15 protein-coding genes are annotated in these 18,949 nt (G+C 68.4%); 5 read left to right on the top strand and 10 right to left on the bottom strand.

Features of this window, described 5'->3' with window-relative positions; translation table 11 throughout:
* The first annotated feature begins 493 nt into the window (after positions 1–493).
* Together ABFG95_RS16295 and ABFG95_RS16290 are read left to right on the top strand one after the other, a co-directional pair.
* A complete protein-coding gene (locus ABFG95_RS16295; protein ID WP_049070737.1) occupies positions 494–1,903 on the top strand; it encodes an MFS transporter in 1,410 nt (469 codons plus the stop codon).
* A gap of 144 nt (positions 1,904–2,047) precedes the next feature.
* Positions 2,048–3,667, top strand: coding sequence for a methyl-accepting chemotaxis protein (locus ABFG95_RS16290; RefSeq protein ID WP_348994781.1), 1,620 nt, complete (start codon positions 2,048–2,050; stop codon positions 3,665–3,667).
* A gap of 49 nt (positions 3,668–3,716) precedes the next feature.
* Here the strand turns inward: ABFG95_RS16290 and hutI are convergent, their stop codons facing one another.
* From hutI to hutC, 7 genes are all read right to left on the bottom strand, one after another.
* Positions 3,717–4,934 (bottom strand): imidazolonepropionase, encoded by a 1,218-nt coding sequence (gene hutI, locus ABFG95_RS16285; RefSeq protein ID WP_348994780.1) that lies wholly within the window; start codon positions 4,932–4,934, stop codon positions 3,717–3,719.
* A gap of 33 nt (positions 4,935–4,967) precedes the next feature.
* On the bottom strand, positions 4,968–6,374 hold the full coding sequence (locus ABFG95_RS16280; protein ID WP_348994779.1) for an amino acid permease: 1,407 nt from the start codon (positions 6,372–6,374) through the stop codon (positions 4,968–4,970).
* Positions 6,375–6,480: 106 nt separating this feature from the next.
* Positions 6,481–8,010: a histidine ammonia-lyase gene (gene hutH / locus ABFG95_RS16275; protein WP_049070730.1), complete on the bottom strand. Its 1,530-nt coding sequence runs from the start codon at positions 8,008–8,010 to the stop codon at positions 6,481–6,483.
* 29 nt (positions 8,011–8,039) lie between these two features.
* Positions 8,040–9,458: a cytosine permease gene (locus tag ABFG95_RS16270; RefSeq protein ID WP_348994778.1), complete on the bottom strand. Its 1,419-nt coding sequence runs from the start codon at positions 9,456–9,458 to the stop codon at positions 8,040–8,042.
* A 62-nt stretch (positions 9,459–9,520) separates the two neighbouring features.
* Positions 9,521–11,200: a urocanate hydratase gene (gene hutU, locus ABFG95_RS16265; RefSeq protein ID WP_063569091.1), complete on the bottom strand. Its 1,680-nt coding sequence runs from the start codon at positions 11,198–11,200 to the stop codon at positions 9,521–9,523.
* A 149-nt stretch (positions 11,201–11,349) separates the two neighbouring features.
* Positions 11,350–11,976 (bottom strand): HutD family protein, encoded by a 627-nt coding sequence (locus ABFG95_RS16260; RefSeq protein WP_049070725.1) that lies wholly within the window; start codon positions 11,974–11,976, stop codon positions 11,350–11,352.
* Entirely contained in the window at positions 11,973–12,716 is a 744-nt protein-coding gene (hutC, locus tag ABFG95_RS16255; RefSeq protein ID WP_059268985.1) for a histidine utilization repressor, read from the bottom strand. The genes ABFG95_RS16260 and hutC overlap by 4 nt, the downstream gene beginning before the upstream one ends.
* A gap of 135 nt (positions 12,717–12,851) precedes the next feature.
* Between hutC and ABFG95_RS16250 the strand changes: the two genes are divergently transcribed.
* The 3 genes from ABFG95_RS16250 to ABFG95_RS16240 all read left to right on the top strand — a co-directional run bounded on the left by ABFG95_RS16250 (position 12,852) and on the right by ABFG95_RS16240 (position 16,370).
* The gene (locus tag ABFG95_RS16250; protein ID WP_049070722.1) at positions 12,852–13,142 is read left to right on the top strand and encodes a metal/formaldehyde-sensitive transcriptional repressor; all 291 of its coding nucleotides are present in this window, start codon (positions 12,852–12,854) and stop codon (positions 13,140–13,142) included.
* Between the two features lie 25 nt (positions 13,143–13,167).
* Positions 13,168–14,277: an S-(hydroxymethyl)glutathione dehydrogenase/class III alcohol dehydrogenase gene (locus ABFG95_RS16245; RefSeq protein ID WP_049070720.1), complete on the top strand. Its 1,110-nt coding sequence runs from the start codon at positions 13,168–13,170 to the stop codon at positions 14,275–14,277.
* Between the two features lie 167 nt (positions 14,278–14,444).
* The gene (locus ABFG95_RS16240) at positions 14,445–16,370 is read left to right on the top strand and encodes a 5'-nucleotidase C-terminal domain-containing protein (RefSeq protein ID WP_175145120.1); all 1,926 of its coding nucleotides are present in this window, start codon (positions 14,445–14,447) and stop codon (positions 16,368–16,370) included.
* 59 nt (positions 16,371–16,429) lie between these two features.
* On the opposite strand, the gene ABFG95_RS16235 is transcribed toward ABFG95_RS16240, so the two are convergent.
* The 3 genes from ABFG95_RS16235 to ABFG95_RS16225 all read right to left on the bottom strand — a co-directional run bounded on the left by ABFG95_RS16235 (position 16,430) and on the right by ABFG95_RS16225 (position 18,932).
* A complete protein-coding gene (locus ABFG95_RS16235; RefSeq protein ID WP_278991897.1) occupies positions 16,430–16,801 on the bottom strand; it encodes a hypothetical protein in 372 nt (123 codons plus the stop codon).
* Positions 16,802–16,902: 101 nt separating this feature from the next.
* Positions 16,903–18,243 carry a heavy metal sensor histidine kinase gene (locus ABFG95_RS16230; RefSeq protein ID WP_348994777.1) on the bottom strand — a complete coding sequence of 447 codons (1,341 nt, stop codon included), beginning with the start codon at positions 18,241–18,243 and terminating at the stop codon, positions 16,903–16,905.
* Positions 18,243–18,932, bottom strand: a complete 690-nt coding sequence (locus ABFG95_RS16225; protein WP_020925543.1) for a heavy metal response regulator transcription factor — start codon at positions 18,930–18,932, stop codon at positions 18,243–18,245. The genes ABFG95_RS16230 and ABFG95_RS16225 overlap by 1 nt, the downstream gene beginning before the upstream one ends.
* Positions 18,933–18,949: the final 17 nt, after the last annotated feature.

Below are 18,949 nucleotides of genomic sequence, written 5' to 3'. Positions count from 1 at the left end.
GCGTTTCATGAATCACTCCCACGAATTACTGCTGCACTGTCAGACCTGCGTGAAGAATCATGGTAAGGCCAATAAACCGGCGCGGCACAATCTGTTTAAACCAAACCCCCTGGCACTTACCACTTCTCACCAATCGGATTAAAAAACAAGGGCAATAAACTGAATTTTCCCTATGAAAACACGATTAAGGCGAGATTGGATAATTTGTTGTAATTCAGCACACTAGAGAATTTCAATTAGTAACAGATATTCAAATGCTCGAGAGCTTTCCGGCAAGGATATTATGCTTCGATGATTATCCCGCCGCAGGGGAAAGTGACCGCCCGGTCGCATTATCCGCGGACGATCTGATAATCAGGCGCCGCGGCCACGGACACGCGCCGGCGGCACGGCCGCGCCTGACGAAGCGTTGAATCGGCATGTCGCACTAGAATCAACGCTCACCCCCACAGCCGGCGGCCTCCCGCGCCCCGGCGCCTTGCCGCGGCATCCCATGTTCTCCTTCTCACGCAACACCATCCACCCCGCGGGCCAGGGCCTGCCTGCGTCAGAACGCCTGGGCGCGTTGCTGGCCGTGATGCTGGCCGTCTGCATGGCCAGCCTGGACACCGCCATCGCCAACACCGCGCTGCCCACCATCGCGCGCGACCTGCGGGCCAGCGACGCCGGCTCCATCTGGGTCATCAGCGGCTACCAGCTGGCGATGGTCGCGGGCCTGCTGCCGGCCGCGGCGCTGGGCGAAATCCTCGGGCATCGCCGCGTCTACATGGTCGGCATCGTGGTGTTCACGCTGTCCTCGCTGGCCTGTGGGCTGGCGCCGTCGCTGCCGGTGCTGGTCGCGGCCCGCATCCTGCAGGGGCTGGGCGCGGCCGGCGTCATGAGCGTGAACGCGGCCTTGCTGCGCTTCATCTATCCCGCGCCGGTGCTGGGGCGCGGCATGGGCCTGAACGCGATGGTGGTGGGCCTGTCGTTCGCCGCCGGGCCGACCGCGGCATCCGCCATCCTGCTGCTGGGGTCATGGCACTGGCTGTTCCTGATCAACGTGCCGATCGGCCTGCTGGCCGTGGGGCTGGGCCTGCGCGGGCTGCCGCAGACCACGCGCGCGCCGCACGGCTTCGACGGCCTGGCGGCGGCGCTGTGCGCGCTGACACTGGGGCTGTTCGTACTGGGCTCGAACGAACTGGCGCACAGCGCGCCGTGGCAGCGCGTCACGCTGGAGTGGGGCCTGGCGGCCGCCAGCCTGTGGCTGCTGATGCGGCGCCAGGCCGGCCACCCGGCGCCGATCCTGGCGGTCGACCTGCTGCGCCGCCCGTTGTTCGCCCTGTCCGCCGCCACCGCGGTCTGCGCCTTCGCGGCGCAGGCGCTGGCATTCGTGTCGCTGCCGTTCCTGTTCCAGACGGGGCTTGGCTACACCCAGGTGCATACCGGTTTCCTCATCACGCCCTGGCCGGTGGTGGTGGCGTTCATGGCGCCCATCGCCGGGCGCCTGTCGGACCACTATCCGGCGGGCATGCTGGGCGGCGTGGGGCTGGCGCTGCTGGCCCTGGGCATGGCCTCGCTGGCCCTGCTGCCGGCGGCGCCATCGGCCTGGGATATCTCGTGGCGCATGGCGCTGTGCGGCGCCGGCTTCGGCTTTTTCCAGTCGCCCAACCTGCGCGCCATCATGACCTCGGCGCCGCCTTCGCGCGCGGGCGGCGCCAGCGGCATGATCGGCACCGTGCGGCTGCTGGGCCAGGCCAGCGGCGCGGCCCTGGTGGCGGCCTGCTTCAACGTGTCCAGCAGCCACGGCGCCGTGATGGCGCTGTGGCTGGGCGGGCTGTGCGCCGCGCTGGCCAGCCTGGCCAGTTTCGCGCGGCTGCGCTTCGGCGCGGTCGAGCCGGCCGAATTGCCCGCCGCCCGCTGAATTCTCGGCATTTATTGCGCTTTGTGGCGTTATAAATCATGGGCCGCCAGACATATACGTAAGATGTGCAACACCGGCTAAATATCGATCGGGCGGGGCCGTTGTCCGGGGTGTAGCAGTCTCCTACACCCCAGAACGACGCGTATGACACAGTTCCTGAAAGACATCACCATCCGCCGCATGATCCTGAGCACCCTGCTCATCATCAGCGTCCTGCTGGCAGGCCAGTCGGCCATCAGCGTAAATGGGCTGCGTGGCGCGGGCGAGGCGCTCGCCGACAGCTATGAACTCCTGAACGAAGTTTCATCACTTTCCCGCGTGAACGACCAGATCATGCGGGCGCGGCTGCGCCTATCCCGCCAGCTGGAATACGCGCGCGACGGCCTGCCCGGCCCCGCCGCCGAGGAAAACCGCGGCATCGACGCGGCACTGGACCTGGCGCGCAAGCACCGGGCCGCATTCCTGGCAACGGCGCGTGACGACACCCCCGCCGACATCCTGGAGCCGCTGCAGCGTGGATTCGACAGCCTTGTCGAAGGCATAGCCATGCAACGCAAATTCCTTGCGGCGGATGACATCGAAAAGGCGCGCGCCCACGCCGCCGGTCCGATCATTGCGGCCAGCCGGGCCTTTGGCGAGAGCATGGAAAAGTATGAAGCCTATGCCCGCGAGCGCGAGGACACGTTGATCATCAGCGCGGTCGCCGCGCGCCAGCGCGCCTACCTCGGCATCGGCATCCTGCTGGGGATCACCCTGCTGCTGCTGTTCCTGGGCGACCGCTACGTGGTGCGCTTCGTGCGGCAGCCGCTCAACGATATCAAGCGGCACTTCCAGCACATCGCCAGCGGCGACCTGACCGCGCCCATCGCCCCCTTCGGCGGCAACTGCGTCGGCCAGCTCATTCCCTATCTGCAGGAGATGCAGTCCAGCCTGGTGCGCACCGTGCACGCGGTGCGCGACGGCGTGGCCGAAATCAACACCGGTTCCAGCGAAATCGCGGCCGGCAACCAGGACCTGTCCAGCCGCACCGAACAGCAGGCCGCGTCGCTCGAGGAAACCGCGGCGAGCATGGAGCAACTGTTGTCCACCGTCACCAGCAACGCCGACAACGCGCGCCAGGCCAATGCCATGGCCGCCGAAGCGTCGGACGTCGCCCGTCGCGGCGGCGCGGCGGTGCAGAGCGCGGTGGCCACCATGCGCGAGATCGCACAGGACTCCGGGCGCATCGAGGACATCGTCGGCGTGATCGACGGCATCGCTTTCCAGACCAACATCCTGGCCCTGAACGCCGCCGTGGAAGCCGCGCGCGCCGGTGAGCAAGGCAAGGGCTTCGCGGTGGTGGCGGGCGAAGTGCGCTCGCTGGCGCAGCGCAGCGCCAGCGCCGCCAAGGAGATCAAGCAACTGCTGGGCGCCTCGGGCGCGACGGTGCAGGCCGGCGCGGCGCAGGTGGAGACGGCCGGCCGCACCATGGCGGAAATCCAGGCAGCCATCGAACGCCTCACCATGCTGGTCGGAGACATCGCCACCGCCTCGCACGAACAGGTCACGGGCATCGACCAGGTCAACACCGCGGTGACGCAGATGGACCAGGTCACGCAGCAGAACGCGGCGCTGGTCGAACAGGCCGCCGCCGCCGCGGCGTCGCTGGAAGCACAGGCCCAGCGGCTGCAGCATTCGGTCAGCATCTTCCGGCTGCCGGCCAGCGGGCTCGACCACGAACAGCGGACCCTGCCGGTGCGCGAGCGGCTGGCGCTGTCGGCCTGAAACGCCGTTGCGGCCGTGCCGGCGTCGCCGGCGCGGCCGTGCGCCCGCTTCAGGCCAGCGTGGTCGCGCAGACCTGCTGGCCATGGCGGATGACCCGCTTGGGCAGCTCGCCGCCGATCCAGTACGCCAGCTCGGCCGGATGCGAGATCTCCCACGCCACGAAATCCGCGACCATGCCGGCAGCCAGCACGCCATGGCTGGCCTGCAGGCCGAGCGCGCGCGCCGCATGGACGGTGGCGCCGGCCAGCGCCTCCTCGGGCGTGAGCCGGAACAGCGTGCACGCCATGCTCAGCATCAACCGCAGCGACAGGGCCGGCGACGTGCCCGGATTCAGGTCGCTGGAGATCGCGATGGGCACCCCATGGCGGCGCAGCAGGTCGACGGGCGGCACTTGCGTTTCGCGCAGGGCATAGAACGCGCCCGGCAGCAGCACCGCCACCGTGCCGGCCGCGGCCATGGCGCGCACATCCGCTTCGGTCAGGTATTCCAGGTGATCGGCGGACAGCGCGCCATGACGCGCGGCCAGGCTGGCGCCGTGCAGCGACGACAGCTGCTCGGCGTGCAGCTTGACCGGCAGGCCCAGCTGGGCCGCGGCCTGGAACACCCGTTCCACCTGCGCGGGCGAGAACGCCAGGTGCTCGCAGAACGCGTCCACGGCATCCACCAGACCCTCGGCCGCCAGCACCGGCAGCATGCGGCGCGCGACCTCGTCGATGTAGTCATCGGCGCGGCCGGCGAATTCCGGCGGCAGCGCGTGCGCCGCCAGGCAAGTGGCGCGCACGGTCAGCGGCAGCGTCTGCCCCAGCTGGCGCGCCACCCGCAGCATCTTGCGCTCGTTGGGCAGGTCCAGGCCATAGCCGGACTTGATCTCCAGCGTGGTGACACCGTCGCGCAGCAGGTGCAGCGCGCGCAATCGGGCGCTGGCATACAGCGCCTGCTCGGTGGCCTCGCGGGTGGCGCGCACCGTGCTGGCGATGCCGCCGCCCTGGGCCGCGATCGCCGCGTAGTCCACCCCCTGCAGGCGCTGCTCGAACTCCTGGCTGCGATTGCCGCCGAACACCAGATGGGTATGGCAGTCGATCAGCCCCGGCGTCACCCAGGCGCCGCCCAGGTCATGCTCGGGCGCATCGATGCCACCGGGCAGCGCCTGTTCGGGGCCGATCCATTCGATACGCTCGCCGCGCGTCACCAGCGCGGCCCGCTCGATCACCGCATACCGCCCGCCGGCCATCGTCGCCGCCTGGCAATTGCGCCATACCTGTTTCATCGCAAGACTCCTGTCCTCCGCCATGCCGGCGGCTCAATCCGCGCCCTCGGCGGCCGGCAAGCCGATGCCGCCGCCGGGGCCCTTCGGCCACACCCACAGGCGATAAGCCACGCACAGCAGCGCGAGCCACACCGCGCCCACGACCAGGGCGGCCTGCGTCTTGGGGAAATAGCCCAGCACGCCCAGCACGAACAGCATAAACACGATGGCCGCGATCGGCGCCACCGGCCACCACGGCACCGGGAACTTCAACGCCGCCACTTCCTCGCGCCGCATGGCGCGGCGCATGGCCACCTGCGACAGCAGGATCATCAACCATACCCAAACCGTGGCGAACGTGGCAATCGAGGCGATCAGCACGAACACGTCCTTGGGAATCAGGTAGTTCAGCAGCACGCCCATCAGCAGCGACAGCGTCATCACCACCACCGTCATCCAGGGCACGCCGCCGCGCGACACGCGCGCAAAGCCCTGCGGCGCCTGGCCTTGCCGCGCCATGCCGTAGAGCATGCGGCCCGCGCCGAAAATGTCGCTGTTGATCGCCGACACCGCCGCCGAAATCACCACCAGGTTCAGGATGTGGGCCGCCGAGCCGATGCCCAGGCTATCGAAGATCTGCACGAACGGACTGCCCTGGCTGCCGATCTGGTTCCACGGAAAGATCGACATCAGCACCAGCAGCGTCAGGACGTAGAACAGCAGGATGCGCAAGGGCACCGCGTTGATGGCGCGCGGAATCACGCGCGCCGGGTCCCTGGCCTCGCCTGCGGTGATACCGATGATCTCGATGCCGCCGAACGCGAACACCACCACCGCCAGCGATGCCACCAGGCCGCCCAGGCCATTGGGCATGAAGCCGCCGTGCTGCCACAGGTTGTGCACGCCGGTGGCCGCGCTGTCCGCGCCCAGGCCGATGCCGAACAGCATGATGCCCAGGCCGCCGGCGATCATCGCGATGATCGCCGCGACCTTGACCAGCGACAGCCAGAACTCCATTTCGCCGAACACCTTCACGGCGCACAGGTTGAGCCCGCCGATGAAGAACACGATGGACAGCACCCAGATCCACTGCGGCACGTCGGGAAACCAGAAGCCCATGTACAGCCCGAACGCGGTGATGTCGGCCAGGCAGACGATGATCATCTCGAAAGTGTAGGTCCAGCCGGTGACGAAACCGGCAACCGGTCCCAGATAGCTGGTGGCGTACTGGCCGAAGGAGCCGGACACGGGCGTGCGCACCGCCATTTCGCCCAGCGCGCGCATCACCATGTAGACCGCCGCGCCGGCGATCAGATAGGCCAGCAGCACCGACGGTCCCGCCTCCTGAATGGCCTTGGCCGAGCCATAGAACAGGCCGGTGCCTATGGCCGACCCCAGGGCCATGAAGCGGATGTGCCGCGCCGACAGGCCTCGCCTGAGATCCCGCTCCTGAGTTTCCATCCTTGTCTCCGTATCGTTTTCTGGCCGAGCGGCGGCCGGCCGCCCGTGGACGGCCAGCGTCAGGGAGCCGGCGCCCCGCTCGGCGCGCGCCGGCCGCCCGGAAGCGTCACAGGCTGGGCAGCAGACCCGCCGGCATCAGCGCGTTCAGTTGCCGGCCGGCGATCAGCTGGCTGGCGGCCTCGATGTCGGGCGCGAAGAAGCGGTCCTTCTCGTAGTGCGCGACCTTCTCGCGCAGCAGGCCGCGCGCGCGCTCCAGCTTCGGCGAGGTTTTCAGGCCAGCGCGGAAGTCCAGGCCCTGGCAAGCGCCGAGCCACTCGATCGCCAGGATGTCGCGCACGTTATCGGCCATGGGCCAGAGACGCTTGCCGGCGTTGGGCGCCATCGACACGTGGTCCTCCTGGTTGGCCGAGGTCGGCAGGCTGTCGACGCTGGCCGGGTGGGCCAGCGCCTTGTTGTCGCTGGCCAGGGCGGCCGCGGTCACCTGCGCGATCATGAAGCCGGAGTTCACGCCGCCATTGCTCACCAGGAACGGCGGCAACTGCGACATGTGCTTGTCCATCATCAGCGAAATGCGGCGTTCGGACAGCGCGCCGATCTCGGCCAGCGCCAGGGCCAGGTTGTCGGCCACCAGCGCCACCGGCTCGGCATGGAAGTTGCCGCCCGACAGCACGTCGCCCTGTTCCGCGAACACCAGCGGATTGTCGGAGACAGCGTTGGCCTCGATCTGCAGCACCTGCGCCACGTGACGGATCTGCGTCAGGCAGGCGCCCATCACCTGCGGCTGGCAGCGCAGCGAGTAGGGGTCCTGCACCTTGTCGCAGTCGGCATGCGAGTGGCCGACCTCGCTGTCTTCGGTCAGCAGGTCGCGGTACACGGCGGCCACGTCGATCTGCCCCGGCTGGCCGCGGGCCTCGTGGATGCGGGCGTCGAACGGCACGCGCGAGCCGAGCATGGCTTCCACACTGAGGCTGCCACAAACCAGGCCGGCGGCCAGCAGGTCCTCGGCCTCGAACAGTCCGCGCAAGGCGTAGGCGGTGGACACCTGGGTGCCGTTCAGCAGCGCCAGGCCTTCCTTGGCCGCCAGCGTCAGCGGCTCCAGTCCGGCGCGGGCCAGCGCCGCCTTGGCCGGCAGCCACTCGCCGTCGCAGCGGGCGCGGCTTTCGCCCAGCAACAGCAGCGACATGTGCGCCAGCGGCGCCAGGTCGCCGGAAGCGCCCACCGACCCCTTCAGCGGGATATGCGGATAGACGCCGGCGTTGACCAGCGCGATCAGGCTGTCGATGACCTTGCGGCGGATACCCGAGCGGCCGCGCGCCAGGCTGTTGATCTTGAGCACCATGATCAGGCGCACCATGGCGTCGTCCAGCGCTTCGCCCACGCCGGCCGCGTGCGACAGCACCAGCGAGCTTTGCAGCGCCTGCAGGTCTTCGCGGGCGATCTTGGTGGAGGCCAGCAGGCCGAAGCCGGTATTGATGCCGTAGGCCGTGCGGCCTTCGGCGATGATGCGGTCCACGCAGGCGACGCTGGCGTCGATCGGGCCATGGGCGGCAGGGTCCAGCGTCAGGCGGCCGGGCTGCTGGTACACCTGGCGCAATTGCGCCAGCGTCAGGTGGCCGGGCTTGAGGTGCAGATCCATTTCTTGTTCTCCAGGATGAGGCTTCGGTGTCATGCGATATCGTGGCCGCGCCGCGCCGGCAGGTGCGCGGGTTGCCCGGCGCGGCGGGCGAAGATGAAGTAGAGGATGCCGGGCACCACCAGCCCGATGATCCAGGAAATATCCACGCCGCCCAGGTGCGCGACCATCGGACCGGTGTAGAGCTTGGTCGAGATGAAGGGCATCTGCACCAGCACGCCCGTCACGTAGACCAGGATGCCGGGCCAGTTCCAGCGGCCGTAGCGGCCATCGGGGTCCGACAGCGCGGCCACGTCGTAGCGTTCGCGGTTGATGAAGTAGTAGTCGACCAGGTTGACGGCGCTCCAGGGCGTGAAGAAGGCCAGCAGGAACAGGATGAACGACTTGAAGGCGTTCAGGAACGAGTGCTGCCCCGCCAGCGCCACACAGGTGGCCGCGCCCACGATCAGCAGCACGAACACCAGCCGCTGGCGCCGCGAGATGTCCACATGGCCGCGAAAGCCGCTGATGATGGTGGCGATGCACATGAAGCTGCCATACGAATTCAGCGTCGAGATGGTGACCTTGCCGAACGCGATGCTGAAGTACAGCAGCGCCGCCGTGGCGCCCGCGCCGCCCAGGCCGACGATGTAGGCCACCTCGCGGCCGGCGAACTGTCCGGCCGCCATGGCCGCCGCCAGCACGCCCAGGGTCATGGCGATCTGCGCACCCAGCACCGAGCCCGCGCCGACCGCCAGGAAGGTCCTGAGCGGCGACGTGCGGCTGGGCAGGTAGCGCGAATAGTCGGCCACGTAGGGGCCGTAGGCGATCTGCCAGGAGGCCGCCAGCGATACCGCCAGCAGGAACGCGGTCCAGCTGAAATGGCGGATCCGCAGCAACTGGCTGAGGTCGCCCAGCGTGACCACGCGGCTGAACAGGTAAACGAAGGCGACCAGCCCCAGCACACTGGCCACGCGGCCGATGATGTGGATCATGCGGTAGCCGAACACGGTCACCAGCACGATGACGGCGGCGAACAGCAGGATGCCCGCGCTGTCGCTGACCCCGAGCAGCTGGCCGATGGCCTGGCCCGACAGCACCGTGCCCGTGGCGGTGAAGCCCAGGTACATCAGGCACACCAGTACGATGGGGATCGCCGCGCCGTAGACGCCGAACTGCACCCGGCTGGAGATCATCTGCGGCAGGCCCAGCCTGGGCCCCTGCGCCGCGTGCAGGGCCATCACGGCGCCGCCGAACACCTGGCCGAGGAACAGGCCGATCAGCGACCAGAACACATCGCCGCCCAGCACCACCGCCAGCGCGCCCGTGACAATGGCGGTGATCTGCAGGTTGGCGCCGAGCCAGAGCGTGAACTGGCTGTAGAGCCGGCCGTGGCGCTCGCTCTCCGGGATGTAGTCGATGGAGCGTCGTTCGATCAACGCCCCTTTTTGCGCCGCGCGGTCCTGCTGCATGCGAGGTCTCCTCGTGGACACCGTCCGGCGGCGCCCTGGTTGTTCCACAGCGTGCCGCCGGCTCAGCGGGTGGCGTTGATCATGGGCAGGTCCAGGCCCTGTTCGCGGGCGCAGTCGATGGCGATGTCGTAGCCGGCATCGGCATGGCGCATCACGCCGGTGCCCGGATCGTTGGTCAGCACGCGGGCGATGCGCTCGGCCGCCGCGTCGGTGCCATCGCACACGATCACCATGCCGGCGTGCTGCGAGAAGCCCATGCCCACGCCGCCGCCGTGATGCAGCGAGACCCAGGTGGCGCCGCCCGCGGTGTTCAGCAGGGCGTTGAGCAGCGGCCAATCGGACACCGCGTCGGTGCCATCGCGCATGGCCTCGGTCTCGCGGTTGGGGCTGGCCACCGAACCGGAGTCCAGGTGGTCGCGGCCGATCACCACGGGCGCCGACAGTTCGCCGCTGCGCACCATCTCGTTGAACGCCAGGCCCAGCCTGGCGCGCTGGCCCAGGCCGACCCAGCAGATGCGCGCCGGCAGGCCCTGAAAGCGGATGCGTTCGCGCGCCATGTCGAGCCAGCGATGCAGGTGGGCATCGTCGGGAATCAGTTCCTTGACCTTGGCGTCGGTCTTGTAGATGTCCTGCGGGTCGCCCGACAGCGCGGCCCAGCGGAACGGACCGACGCCGCGGCAGAACAGCGGCCGGATGTAGGCGGGCACGAAGCCCGGGAAATCGAAGGCGTTCGCCACGCCCTCGTCCTTGGCCATCTGCCGGATGTTATTGCCATAGTCGAAGGTCGGGACGCCCTGCTTCTGGAAGTCGAGCATGGCCTTGACATGCACGGCCATCGACTGCTTGGCCGCCTTGACCACCGCCGCAGGCTCGCGCTGGGCGCGCTCGCGGTACTCGGACCAGGTCCAGCCGGCGGGCAGATAGCCGTTGAGCGGATCGTGGGCGCTGGTCTGGTCGGTCACCATGTCCGGACGCACGCCACGGCGCACCAGCTCGGGCAGCACCTCGGCGGCGTTGCCGCACAGCGCGATCGATACCGCGCGGCCTTCCGCCGTGTAGCGAGCGATGCGCGCCAGCGCGTCGTCCAGGTCGCGGGCCTGCTCGTCGACGTAGCGGGTGCGCAGGCGAAAGTCGATGCTGGCCTGCTGGCACTCGATGTTCAGCGAGCAGGCGCCGGCCAGCGTCGCGGCCAGCGGCTGCGCGCCGCCCATGCCGCCCAGGCCGGCGGTCAGCACCCAGCGGCCGGCCAGGTCGCCGCCGTAGTGCTGGCGGCCGGCCTCGACGAAGGTCTCGTAGGTGCCTTGCACGATGCCCTGGCTGCCGATGTAGATCCAGCTGCCGGCGGTCATCTGGCCATACATCGCCAGGCCCTTGGCGTCCAGCTCGTTGAAGTGTTCCCAGGTGGCCCAGTGCGGCACCAGGTTGGAATTGGCGATCAGCACGCGCGGCGCGTTGGCGTGGGTCTTGAACACACCCACCGGCTTGCCCGACTGTACCAGCAGGGTTTCGTCGTCCTCCAGGCGCTTGAGCGTCTCGACGATCCGGTCGTAGCAGTCCCAGTCGCGCGCGGCGCGGCCAATGCCGCCGTACACCACCAGCTCCCTGGGATTCTCGGCCACGTCCGGGTCGAGGTTGTTCATCAGCATCCGCAGCGGCGCTTCGGTCAGCCAGCTCTTGGCCGTCAGCTGGTTGCCGCGCGGGGCGCGGATCTCGACGTCGCGGTATCGGTTCGATTTTTCCAAGGCAGTCTCCGTGTTCGAGGGCGGCGCGCGGTGAAACGCGGCGGATGCCGAATCATAGGATGCCTATGCTTGTATATACAAGTCCGATGGAGTTGTTTTAAGGTCAGGGATTTCCCGTACAAAAACGACCGATCAGTGGCTGAGGCCGTTCAACCGTGGCGCCGCTGCAGTTCGATCAGGCAGGCGTCCAGCATCGACGCCGACGCCAGCCGGTACTCGGCCAGATCATCGCGGCCGTCCTCGCGCGCCGCGGCCTGCTGTTCGATGTGCAGGCAGTCGTAGCGCGCCGGTTCGGGCAAGGCGCGGCCGTCGCGCCGGACGGTCAGCGCCTGCCCCGCGTTCAGCAGCAACACCGTGCTGGCGGCGCTATGGAACGCCCACTCGCGCACGCCGCCGATCCACTGCAGCCGGGCGCGGTAGTGACGCGGCGAGTAGATCAGATTGAAGTCGCGGATGGCGCCGTCCAGCAGGCGGCAGTCGACCCGCGCATCGCCGGAAAACGCGTAGGCCTGGCGCGGCCGCAGCGGCGCCTGCGCCTGGCCGTCGACGGTCAGGGCGATGCCGGCGCCTTCGAGCACCGTGATGATGCGCTGCAGGCCATTGAACGACGAGAACCCGCCATCCTGGGCCACGTCGGCGATGGACAGGCGCCATTCGAACGCGGCGCTGTCGCCGCCATCGTTGCAGGCCACTTCCTGGGTGGTGCCGCCGCCATTGCGCCAGGGCATGCGCGGGTAATCCTGTGCCCGGTACAGGCGCACATCGAACGGGATCATGTGGAGAATTTTCCTTCAAGGCGATGGCGCGAACCGGGATGGATCAGGCGCGCCAGGGTGACGGCGCGTTCGCCCGACCAGGTGCGCCGGCGGATCAGCAGGCAGGGTTCGCTGCGCTCGATCTGCAACAGTTGGCACTCGCGCGGCTTGGCGACGATGGCCTCGACTACGTGCTCGCCCTCGGTCAGCGGCGCCACGCGCGTCAGGTACTCATAGGGCGTGTGCTGGGTGAAGTCCTGCTTCAGATAGTCTGGCGCCAGGCGCACATTGACGTAGCGGTCTTCGAGCTGGATCGGCACGTCGTCCTCGTAGTGCACGATGAGCGAATGGAACACCGGCTGGCCCTCGCGGATGTCGAGCGCGGCGGCCTGCTCGCTGCCGGCGGGTTCCTCGGCCAGCCGCACCACGCGCGCGTGGTGGCGATGCCCGCGCGCGCTGATCTCGTCGGCGATGTTGTTGACCGCGAACAGCGCCGAGCGGGTCTTGGGCTGGGCCACGAACGTGCCCACGCCCTGCATGCGCACCAGCAGGCCTTCGGCCGTCAGTTCGCGCAGCGCGCGATTGACCGTCATGCGCGAGTAGCCCAGCTCCTGCACCAGCTCGCTTTCCGAAGGCACGCGGTAGTGCGCCGGCCAGGCGCCGCTGCGGATCTGCTGGGCGATCATCTGCTTGAGCTGTGCGTACAGCGGCGCCGGCGGGGCCGAGGGCTGGGCCGGCAAACGGGGCGGGGGAGAAGCCAAGGGGTATCCTGTGTCGTGCCGTGGAACGAATGCCGATTATAGGGGTCGGCTGGACATGTACAGACAGGCAGCCCGCGCTGGACGCACCCGGTCAGCCGGCTTATACTCCCCCCCTGTATCCATCCGGAGGCCGCCGTGCCCCATTCCCCCGCAGAAAAAAAGCGCGTCACCACGCGCCTGCGCCGCATCCAGGGCCAGGCCCTGGCGCTCGAGCGCGCCGTCAACGAAGGCACGGAATGCGGCGCGCTGCTGCAGCAGCTGGCGGCCCTGCGCGGCGCGGCCACGGGGCTGATGGCCGAAGTGCTCGAAAGCCACCTGCGCGAGACCTTCCTGCAATCCGCCCAGGGCGCACGACCCGGCGCGGCGCTCGAACCCGAAGCGGAGATCGACCAGGTCATGCGCATCGTCCGCTCTTATCTCAAATAACCCATCCGACCTTCTGGAGCCCCTCATGAAATCACGCGCAGCCGTCGCATTCGGCCCTGGCAAGCCGCTGGAAATCGTTGAAATCGACGTCGCCCCGCCGCAACGCGGCGAAGTGCTGGTGCAGATCACCCACACCGGCGTCTGTCATACCGACGCCTTCACCCTGAGCGGCGACGACCCCGAAGGCCTGTTCCCCGCCGTGCTGGGCCACGAAGGCGCTGGCGTGGTGGTCGAGGTCGGCGAAGGCGTGACCTCGCTCAAGCCGGGCGACCACGTCATTCCCCTGTATACGGCCGAGTGCCGCGAGTGCAAGTTCTGCCTGTCGGGCAAGACCAACCTGTGCCAGAAGGTGCGCGCCACCCAGGGCAAGGGCGTGATGCCCGACGGCACCTCGCGCTTCAGCTATGAAGGCAAGCCGCTCTACCACTACATGGGCTGCTCCACTTTCAGCGAGTACACCGTGGTCAACGAGATCTCGCTGGCCAAGATCAACCCGGCCGCGCCGCACGAAAAGGTCTGCCTGCTGGGCTGCGGCGTCACCACCGGGCTGGGCGCGGTGCACAACACCGCCAAGGTCAAGGAAGGCGACACCGTGGCCGTGTTCGGCCTGGGCGGCATCGGCCTGGCGGTGATCCAGGGCGCGGTGCAGGCCAAGGCCGGCCGCATCATCGCGGTCGACACCAACCCGAACAAGTTCGTGCTGGCCAGCGCCATGGGCGCCACCGACTGCATCAACCCCAAGGACCACGACAAGCCGATCCAGGAAGTGATCGTCGAGCTTACCGACGGCGGCGTGGACTTCTCGTTCGAGTGCATCGGCAACGTGCACGTGATGCGCGCCGCGCTCGAATGCTGCCACAAGGGCTGGGGCGAGAGCATCATCATCGGCGTGGCCGGCGCCGGCCAGGAAATCAGCACGCGCCCGTTCCAGCTGGTCACCGGCCGCGTCTGGCGCGGCTCGGCCTTCGGCGGCGTCAAGGGCCGCACCCAGCTGCCGGGCATGGTCGAGGATGCCATGAGCGGCAAGATCGACCTGGATCCGTTCGTCACCCACACGCTGCCGCTGGAACGCATCAACGAAGCCTTCGACCTGATGCATGAAGGCAAGTCGATCCGCACCGTGATCCACTACTGACGCCCCGGCTGAGGTTCCCGCGGGCCCGGCGCGCATGCGCCGGGCCCGTTTTCTTTCATGACAAGTCGGCGACAGCCGCCGCGCCAAATATGACAGGCCCGTCATTCATCTTCGCGTAATCTCGGCCCGCGACCATGCGCCCTCCGAAGACAGAGGGATGCGCGCGAATGATCACGTGGAAGAGGACGGCCGGCGCGGCCGCATTGAGCCTGGTGGCCCTGCTGGCCGGTTGCGGCGGCGGCGACGACGACGAGACGCCGGCCAGTCCCCCGCCCGAGCCGGCGCCGGTCGCCAGCCGGCCGATGGAACTGACGATCCTGCACATCAACGATCATCATTCCAACCTGGACAGCAAGAAGAAAGACCTGAAGCTGCTGAACGCCGCGGGTTCGCGCGTCGCGGTCAATGACGACATCGGCGGCTTCCCGCGCGTGACCGCCGCGTTCCAGGCGCTGGCGGCGCAGGCGCCCAACGTGCTCAAGCTGCACGCCGGCGACGCCACCACCGGCACGCTGTACTTCAATCGCGCCGGCGAGCCGGGCGAGGCCGACGCGGCCCTGATGAACACGGTCTGCTTCGACGCCATGACGCTGGGCAACCATGAATTCGACAAGGGCGACAGCGGCCTGAAGCGCTTCATCGAACTATTGCATGCAGGCACCTGCCAGACGCCCGTGCTCAGCGCCAACGTGACGTTCGGCGCCAACTCGGCGCTGAACCCGGCGCGCGCGCCCGGCATGGTCAAGCCTTCCATCGTGCTGCGGCGCGACGACCAGCCGATCGGCCTGGTCGGCCTGACCATCGCCAACAAGACGCAGCAGTCGTCCAGCCCCGACCCCGGCACGCTATTCTCCGACGAAACCGCCGCCGCGCAGCAACAGATCGATGCCCTGCGCGCGCAGGGCGTGAACAAGATCGTGGTGATGAGCCACATCGGCTACGAGTACGACAAGCAGATCATCCCCAACCTGAGCGGCGTGGACGTGGTGGTGGGTGGAGATTCGCACACCCTGCTGGGACCGGCCGCCCTGTCGACCTATGGCGTCGGCTCGCCCGCCGGCCCATACCCCACCGAACTGCGCAACAAGGACGGCAAACGCGTCTGTCTGGTGCAGGCCTGGGAATACTCGCAGGTGGTCGGCGAACTGAAGGTCAGCTTCGACGCCAACGGCGATGTCACGGCCTGCGCCGGCACGCCGCACGTGCTGGTGGGCGATGCCTTCAAGATCGGCGGCGCGACGCCCGCCGCGGCCGACCAGGCCGCCATCCTGGCGGACGTGGCCGCCAGTGGCTTCCTGCGGGTGCAGGCGCCGGACCCGCAAGCCACCGCCGTGCTGCAGCCTTTCAAGGCCAAGGTCGACGCGTTCAGCGCCAGCCTGGTGGCCACGGTGCCGCAGGAGCTGTGCTCGCGGCGCGTGCCCGGCGGCCCCGGTTCGCGCGACTATGGCCGTTCCAGTGTCGCCTGCAACACGCTGGGCAACGTCAGCCTGCACGGCGGCGACATCCAGCAGCTGGTGGCCCAGGCCTACCTGGAAGTGGCCAATGCCAGCTACGGCGGCGCCGACATTTCCCTGCAAAGCGGTGGCGGCGTGCGCGTGCCGCTGCTGGGTAATGTGACGGCGGCCAACGTGATCGAGGTCGTGCCGTTCGGCAACATGCTCTGGCGCCTGGATATCACCGGCGCCGAGGTCAAGGGCATGCTGGAAGACGGCATGCAGGCGGTCTACGGCCCGGGCGGCTCCACCGGCCCTTACCCGTACGCGGGCGGACTGCGCTGGGACGTGAATGCCGCCCTGGCCCAGGGCAGCCGGGTGTCGAACATCGAAGTGCTGGACAGCGCCAGCGGCAACTGGCTGCCGCTGGACCTGAACCGCACCTACAAGCTGTTCGTGCTGAGCTTCAACGCCACCGGCGGCGATGGCTACAAGACCCTTGCCAACGTGCCGGCGGCGCGGCGCCAGGACATCGGCGTGCTGGATGCCGACGTGCTGCAGGCCTACATCGACAAGCAGGCCAAGGATCCGGTGTCCGGCCTGCCGGTGCTGAACCTGCTGCCGATCAGCCTCTACAGCACCAAGACGTATAGCGAGTAACCACGCTAGCCCAGGCAGGCCATGCTGTGCGGCATGGCCGCGCCGCCGGCGGCGCCGGTTCAGCGCGCATCCTGCAACTCCCTGCAAAGCGCGGCCTCGAATTCCGGTCCGCCGCGCATCCGCAGATACGTCGCGTAGTGTTGCCGATAGCGCTCGCTGAAGACGTCGGGCAAGGGACGCGCGCGCGACAGCTGCGCCATGCCGGATGCGCGCCAGACCTCGACGTCGGCGCGCACTTCCTCGCGCGTCGTTGCGCCCTGCGCGCGCCGCGCGGCGAACTCGCGCCGCGCCTCGGCCGGCACGTCGCATTGCCAGTCCACCGCCGCGGCGCCGTCCAGGCCAGGCGCCGGCCGGGCCGCCGATGCGGGCCAGGCCGCGGCCAGGCCCGCCGTCACCATGGCGGCACATGCCGCCCGCTTCCATCGCTGCATAAACGCTCCATCGCGCTCGGACCCGCGCACCCTCACAGGGGCGCGGCCGGCGTACAGAAGCAGTCTAGGCAAGGCATGCCAACAGAAGCCGCACAGGAAGATTAGTTTTCTGTAATGTGGCGGTCGGCAATCCAGAAGCCGATGGTGACGACGCCGCCCTCCGAGCACGCGAACGGCCTGCCGCCGTGCATGCGGGCGATGGCGGCGACGATGGCCAGTCCCAGCCCATGGTGATTGGCATCGAAGGGCCGCGCCGCGTCCATGCGGTAGAAGCGGTAGAACAGCCGCGGCAGATGCTCCTGGCCGATGGGATCGCCCTGGTTGCGCACGGCGACGCGGATGCCCGCCTCGCCCCGGTCGATCAGCAGATCGACGCGACTGCCCCGGTGCGCATAGCGCACGGCATTGGACACCAGGTTGGAGACCGCCCGCTGCAGCAGCGAGCGATCGGCCTGCGCCGCCGCCTCGCCCGAGACCGCGAACGACAGGCCCGCGTCCATGGCTTCCGCTTCATGGTAGTCCGCCACCTCCGACAACACCTGCGCCAGGCTCGGGATCCAGGCGCCGCGCGCTTGCGCGCCGCGGTCGGCCTGCGACAGGAACAACATGTCGTTGACGATGCCGGACATCCGCTGCAGTTCCTCCAGGTTCGATCCCAGGATTTCGCGCAGCTCCTGCTCCGAACGCCGGCCGCTCAGCGCCAGTTCGGTCTCGCCGATCAGCGTCGCCAGCGGCGTGCGCAGCTCGTGCGCCACGTCGGCGTTGAAACCTTCCATTTGCACATAGGCGCGCTCCACCCGCTGCAGCACCGCATTGAACTGGTGCACCAGCGGCCGGATCTCCTCGGCCTGGTGGCTTTCGTCGAGCCGCTCGCCGATGCGGTCGGGCGACAGCCGCGCGGCCTGGCGGCCCAGTTCGTCGACCGGCGCCATGGCGCGCCGCACCAGCCGCGTGCCGAGCGCCGACACCACGATGGCGCCGGCCAGCGCGCAGGCGAACAGGGTCCAGGCCAGCGCGGCCCGCAGGTGCAGGTCGGAAGTGATATCCAGCACCAGTTCCGCATTCATGGAGCCCCCGGGCGAGCCCGGCACCGGCAGCGTGAAATTGATGCGTCTGTCGTGACCGGCGTCGTTGTCATCGGGCAGGCCATAAACCACCCTTCTGCCATCGATCTCCAGCGCCAGCGAAAAATCGGGCCGGCCGTAGAAGAAGTCATCGAGCTTATGCCGCAGCGAGGCCGAATCGCCCTTGGCCGCGTTCTCCTCGACCAGGTGCTTGATCACTTCCATCTTCTGCGCCAGCAGCGCTTCCTGCCGGGTCGACAGATTGCGATTGGTGGCCCAATAGACCGCCACGCACACCAGGCCCAGGCCGGCGAACGTCAGGATCGCCAGCCAGCGCGTGAGCCAGCGGCGCAATGACCTGGGACGCGGCGCCGGCATCAGTCGTCCCGCGTTTCCAGCACGTAGCCCATGCCGCGCACGGTGTGCAGCAGCTTCTTTTCGAACGGGTCGTCGACCTTGCCGCGCAGGCGCCGCACCGCCACCTCGACCACGTTGGTGTTGCTGTTGAAGTTGATGTCCCAGACCTGCTCGGCCAGCTCCAGGCGCGACAGCACCTCGCCCTGCTTGCGCATCAGCAGCGCCAGCAGGGTGAATTCCTTGGCGGTCAGGTCCAGCCGGGTGCCGGCGCGATAGGCGCGCCGGCGCAGCAGGTCGAGTTCCAGGTCGCCGATGCGCAGCACATTCTGGCCGCCGGCCTCGGCCACGTTGTGGCCACTGCGACGACCCAGCGCCAGCACCCGCGCCAGCAGTTCGGACAAGGCGAAAGGCTTGGCCAGGTAATCGTCGGCGCCATCGCGCAGCCCCTTGACGCGGTCTTCCAGCTTGTCGCGCGCGGTCAGCATCAGCACCGGCACGCGGTCGGTCTTGCGCAGTTCGTGCAGCACCGAAAAACCGTCCATGCCCGGCAGCATCACATCCAGCAGAATCAGGTCGTACTGGCTTTCGCGCGCCAGGTGCAGGCCGCTGACGCCGTCCATCGCCACGTCGACCACGTAGCTGTGCTCGGTGAGCGCGCGGCGCAGGTATTCGGCGAGTTTCTTTTCGTCTTCAATGACCAGTATTTTCATGAGGCCCCGGATGGAGA

It is taken from the genome of Achromobacter sp. HNDS-1 (genome assembly GCF_040084795.1).
Lineage (GTDB): Bacteria > Pseudomonadota > Gammaproteobacteria > Burkholderiales > Burkholderiaceae_B > Achromobacter > Achromobacter ruhlandii.
This window is presented reverse-complemented; position numbering and strand designations above follow the sequence as displayed.

Bases quoted from the DNA above. Each gene is read 5' to 3' on its own strand.
- ABFG95_RS16295 (WP_049070737.1), top strand. From the start codon at position 494: ATGTTCTCCTTCTCACGCAACACCATCCACCCCGCGGGCCAGGGCCTG.
- ABFG95_RS16290 (WP_348994781.1), top strand. From the start codon at position 2,048: ATGACACAGTTCCTGAAAGACATCACCATCCGCCGCATGATCCTGAGC.
- hutI (WP_348994780.1), bottom strand. From the start codon at position 4,934: ATGAAACAGGTATGGCGCAATTGCCAGGCGGCGACGATGGCCGGCGGG.
- ABFG95_RS16280 (WP_348994779.1), bottom strand. From the start codon at position 6,374: ATGGAAACTCAGGAGCGGGATCTCAGGCGAGGCCTGTCGGCGCGGCAC.
- hutH (WP_049070730.1), bottom strand. From the start codon at position 8,010: ATGGATCTGCACCTCAAGCCCGGCCACCTGACGCTGGCGCAATTGCGC.
- ABFG95_RS16270 (WP_348994778.1), bottom strand. From the start codon at position 9,458: ATGCAGCAGGACCGCGCGGCGCAAAAAGGGGCGTTGATCGAACGACGC.
- ABFG95_RS16260 (WP_049070725.1), bottom strand. From the start codon at position 11,976: ATGATCCCGTTCGATGTGCGCCTGTACCGGGCACAGGATTACCCGCGC.
- ABFG95_RS16245 (WP_049070720.1), top strand. From the start codon at position 13,168: ATGAAATCACGCGCAGCCGTCGCATTCGGCCCTGGCAAGCCGCTGGAA.
- ABFG95_RS16240 (WP_175145120.1), top strand. From the start codon at position 14,445: ATGATCACGTGGAAGAGGACGGCCGGCGCGGCCGCATTGAGCCTGGTG.
- ABFG95_RS16235 (WP_278991897.1), bottom strand. From the start codon at position 16,801: ATGCAGCGATGGAAGCGGGCGGCATGTGCCGCCATGGTGACGGCGGGC.
- ABFG95_RS16230 (WP_348994777.1), bottom strand. From the start codon at position 18,243: ATGCCGGCGCCGCGTCCCAGGTCATTGCGCCGCTGGCTCACGCGCTGG.
- ABFG95_RS16225 (WP_020925543.1), bottom strand. From the start codon at position 18,932: ATGAAAATACTGGTCATTGAAGACGAAAAGAAACTCGCCGAATACCTG.